The organism is Clostridium sp. MT-14, from assembly GCF_042436595.1.
Taxonomy (GTDB): Bacteria; Bacillota; Clostridia; order Clostridiales; family Clostridiaceae; genus Clostridium_B; species Clostridium_B aromativorans.
The window spans coordinates 1-4,414 of the sequence record NZ_JBHMIY010000068.1 but is presented as its reverse complement, the minus strand read 5'-3'; the positions used below and the strand labels follow the sequence as shown (position 1 = coordinate 4,414).

Genomic DNA, 4,414 nt, shown 5'->3' with positions numbered 1-4,414 from the left:
ATTGAGGCAGTAAATAGAGAAAAAGGTGTGAGCTTTATTATTAAACATCCGCTCTTACGTTGTAATTCAAATTAGAATGCTGCCTATTTCCCAAAAGATAAATTTAATAAAAATATAATATTTTAGTACAAGGAAGTATATATTATGAAAGATAAAAAAACTATTAAAAAGATAAGATTATATATAATTTATATTTTGATAATTTTTGGACTTGCATTTATATTGCAATCTTATGTTTTTTCAAGAGTTGTCGTGTCGGGTCCTTCTATGCAACCGACATTTAATAATAATGATGTAATATTTATAGAAAAAGTGAGTACAGAAATTGGCTACATAAATAGAGGTGAAATTATTGTATTTAATTCACATCGTGAAAGCAATAGTAACTATATAAAAAGAGTAATAGGCATAGCTGGAGATAAGATTAGAATAAAAAATTCAAAGGTCTATTTAAATGGAAAGCTTCTTTCAGAAGATTATCTCCCGAAGGGTACAGATACTGAATCCAATTCTATTAATACAGAGTATATTGTACCTAATGGGTATGTTTTTGTACTTGGTGATAACAGAGGTAATAGCACTGACAGTAGGATACTTGGGCCTATAAGTGTAAGAGATATAACAGGACATGTTGTTATAAGAATTTATCCATTTAGTGAAATAAAGATATTTTAGCCTTAAAGTTATAATGTTTATAATTATAACTTTAAGATTATAAATTTACATTATAGAGTTAAAAAGTTTACTTTTTAACTCTATTTAAAATACATCAGTCGAGTAATTATAATGGCTGTCAGTGTTTGTCTCCCACTTTATTGACTTAGCTTCAAAAAAGTGTAAATTATTTTTTATACTGGAAGATACATGAAATATGATATTTTATCTTTAGTGGATGTTTGAAAATCTATATTCCTTTCATGATATGCATCACCTGCATATTCATCGCCTTGGTTATCACATACGTATGCATAGTGAAAATCCTTAGGATCTACCCATTTCATAAAAGTATAAGTGTGAGTTGGCCCATTTCCATATCCTATTGTAAAACATATATCGCCAGGTAGTAAAAGAGACAAATCTGAAGATTTTACCCACCCCATACCTAAAAGTACATTAGTTAAAGTAGCAGTATTTGCTGTACTATTTGGTACATTCACACCGACACTTCTCAGGGCTTCACTTTGGTAGAATGCACAATTGTTGCTATATGGATCATCACCGTAACCTTGAGCTGCATGTATTTGTATGGCTCTTGTCAAAACAGCATTCCTGTTTGTATAGTTTATGAGGTAATTATACAATTTAACACCTATGCTTGATTGAGTTCTCTTGCCGTTTGATATAGTATTTGCTGATTGAAGCGGTTTTACAGTCAAGTTTAATGTTACAGTTCCATAATCTTTAACAGTACCATTAAAAGTGTAGTTTCCAGCTACATTTATATTGACAGAGGACTTGTCCCAGGAAACGCTTACCTGAGAGGTTGTACCATCTGACATAACTGCAGTCACTTTATCAGGTAGAGTAAAACTATCTCCCTGGCTTATAGTTTTAGTTATATTGCTTATTGAAGATATAATTGCAGCAGTTTTAAAATTAAGAACAGTAGGGTTTGAAAGCTGTCTCCCAAATTTTGAAACTATATCCTGTGATATAGATAAAGAGTATTCTGTTTGAGGATCCAACTTCACAGAGGATGTTACTGTAATAGTCTCACATAATTTATCAGCGGTCATCTCAATTGGAATTTCTTCACCAGTTTTTACATTGGTTAATTTTATTTTATCAGTTAATGTATTAATATCAACAGGTTCACTAAATTTTATGTTCCATGACTTAGTTACAGCTACATTATCCCTTGTAATAACATTGTCAATTGTTTTAGCACTCAAGTTTTCTGAAGTAGCCTTTTGCGCTTTATTTGTAACTGTTGTTTGAGAGTTATCATTAGTATTGACGCTAATATTACTGTTAGCATATGTATTTTGAGATGTATTATCTACATTTGAAACGTTCTTTAAAATGCTTGTATTGTTATCTGCGGACTTATTTTGTTGTACTTGTGTAATTGAAGATTCCACAGAAGACTTGTCCACTGTATTGGATGCCGCAAATACTGTACTATGCACCGGTATTTGTGTAAGTGCATATATTCCACAAAGCATTATAAAATTTTTTGTGAAGTTTTTCATATTAGACCTTCCTTCCATTTTCTTGTCACATATTTAGTTTAATCTTTTTTTGGATTTATTTCAACAGGTTATCTATAAAGAGGATAATTTGGGATAATAATAAATATGTATAACATAAAGAAATTACATTTTCACAAGTTATTGGCACAATCCGGATATTTTGATAAAAATAACGAATAAATTGATATCTTATGGATATACTATTCACAGAGTATTTCATTTAAATTATTTTTTTATGGTCTCCTTAATAAAAGCTCCGGTTAGATTAGGCTGGAGCTTTTATGTAAAAAAATAAAACCCCGGTTTCCCGGGGCAATGACTATTACTACTTTATCTATGCTGTACTTGAGTAATTGGTTTTGGTGCTGCTTTATGCCCTACTTTTGGTGCCACTTTATGCTTTGACTTATTTATTGGTTTTACTACTGTCTTGCGAACTGGTTTGGGTGCTGCTTTACGTACCACCTTATGGACTGCTACAGGTGCCTTAGAAGGACACGCTTGAACCGTTGTAGCAAATCCTGTACTTAAAAATAATGGTGCAATAACCATAGCAGCTGATATTACTTTGTATTTCATCTTTAACATAATCATGTACCTCCTGAATTATATTATTTAAAGTTATATTTAACTTTAAATATAGTATATATAACTACTCTGGTTAAAATATATTTTAACCATACTAGTTATATATACTATATTTAAAGTTAAATTTAACTTTAAATATAGTATATATAACTACTATGGTTAAAATATATTGTAATATTGTAATTTTCATGTGATAAAAACTATTATTGTGCTGATAACTGTTAATCACATATTGTTTTGACATTCAATATGTACAATAAAACATGAGATAAATATCAATCTTATGTTCTCTCACACTCGGGAACAAAGCAATGTAACAGGGTAAAAGCTCACCTAATTATTTATAATTTTAGGCGAGCTTTTATTTGTCTTATGCTTTATATTTCTTTTACCAGTATTTATGCTGTTGATATTTTTTTCAAGTATTCTTATACTATATAAAAGGGTAAATATTATAAAAATCAAATGAAAGATATAAAATTATTAATTTACAGAAAGGATGTAAAAAATCCAATATCAGGTTAACGTAAATGCTTTATTGGGTATTAGTTTATGAAAATATTTAAATTCAGGATAAAATCTATGACCATAAGAATATGGCTGATATTTACATTTATAATAATTATTATAATATTTCTTATTTCATTATTATATTTATATAGTTTTAGGTATATTGATAAAAATAATCATATCAAAGATATGAAAGCATATCATGATATAATTTTAAAAGACGATGATTTTAATCATCCGCCAGACTTTACTAAAATGAGAAATCTTATTAATGTTGAAAACTTTATTGTCAATTTTAACCATGGGGAAAAAGAAATACAATATGTAAACAATCCTACCAATAATTCTTTACCTATGAATGGAAGTCCAGGAGCTAAAAGAATAGATTGGATAAGTTCCTTTGCAAAAAATATAAAATCAGAAACACAATTTAGAGCCTATTACGATAAAGTAGAATATTTAATCATAATAAGTCCAATAAAAAATACGGACTCATTGAAATCATACTTTGTGACATATATGCCATATTATGTAGATAATAAGTTTTTATATGAGGTAATATTGATAGGGATGATATTTATCATTATAGCTTTTATTACCTCAAAACTTGTTGCGACATATATATCAAAGCCTCTTAAAAAATTAGAAAATTATACAAGAGAAATAGCAGACAAGAATTGGGTTGAACCCATTAAAATTGACAATGATGATGAGNGTTGCGACATATATATCAAAGCCTCTTAAAAAATTAGAAAATTATACAAGAGAAATAGCAGACAAGAATTGGGTTGAACCCATTAAAATTGACAATGATGATGAGATTGGCAAACTTGCCAGGTCAATGAATATCATGCAGAAGAAACTAAAATATGCCGATGAAAACGAAAAGATATTTCTCCAAAGTATATCCCACAGTTTAAAAACAACAGTCATGGTTATTATGAGCCATGCCCAGGCAATTATAGACGGTGTTTATATAGATTCTCCTGAAAGGACAGCAGAAATAATAAAGGATGAATCAATTGGACTTGAGAAAAAAATAAAACAGATACTCTATCTCAACACATTGGAATATACGCTGGAGAATAACCTTGAGAGTGAAAAGAATAAAAGCATGGATTTGA

At 29.3% G+C, this 4,414-nt stretch carries 3 protein-coding genes and 1 pseudogene; 2 read left to right on the top strand and 2 right to left on the bottom strand.

All coding sequences use genetic code 11. The annotated features are described in order from the left end of the window. The first annotated feature begins 144 nt into the window (after positions 1-144). Positions 145-675, top strand: a complete 531-nt coding sequence (gene lepB, locus ACFHWD_RS20395) for a signal peptidase I (RefSeq protein ID WP_179977747.1) — start codon at positions 145-147, stop codon at positions 673-675. Positions 676-848: 173 nt separating this feature from the next. Here lepB and ACFHWD_RS20390 read toward each other — a convergent pair whose 3' ends face one another. Both ACFHWD_RS20390 and ACFHWD_RS20385 read right to left on the bottom strand, forming a co-directional pair. Beyond that, positions 849-2,192, bottom strand: coding sequence for an Ig-like domain-containing protein (locus ACFHWD_RS20390; RefSeq protein ID WP_150359031.1), 1,344 nt, complete (start codon positions 2,190-2,192; stop codon positions 849-851). Between the two features lie 330 nt (positions 2,193-2,522). After that, positions 2,523-2,780, bottom strand: coding sequence for a hypothetical protein (locus tag ACFHWD_RS20385; RefSeq protein WP_150359030.1), 258 nt, complete (start codon positions 2,778-2,780; stop codon positions 2,523-2,525). 1,234 nt (positions 2,781-4,014) lie between these two features. On the opposite strand from ACFHWD_RS20385, the pseudogene ACFHWD_RS20380 reads away from it, so the two are divergent. Then, a pseudogene (locus tag ACFHWD_RS20380) lies at positions 4,015-4,414 on the top strand (HAMP domain-containing protein); the annotation flags it as partial.

Coding starts and splice junctions, on each gene's coding strand:
- lepB (WP_179977747.1), top strand. CDS start 145: ATGAAAGATAAAAAAACTATTAAAAAGATAAGATTATATATAATTTAT.
- ACFHWD_RS20390 (WP_150359031.1), bottom strand. CDS start 2,192: ATGAAAAACTTCACAAAAAATTTTATAATGCTTTGTGGAATATATGCA.
- ACFHWD_RS20385 (WP_150359030.1), bottom strand. CDS start 2,780: ATGTTAAAGATGAAATACAAAGTAATATCAGCTGCTATGGTTATTGCA.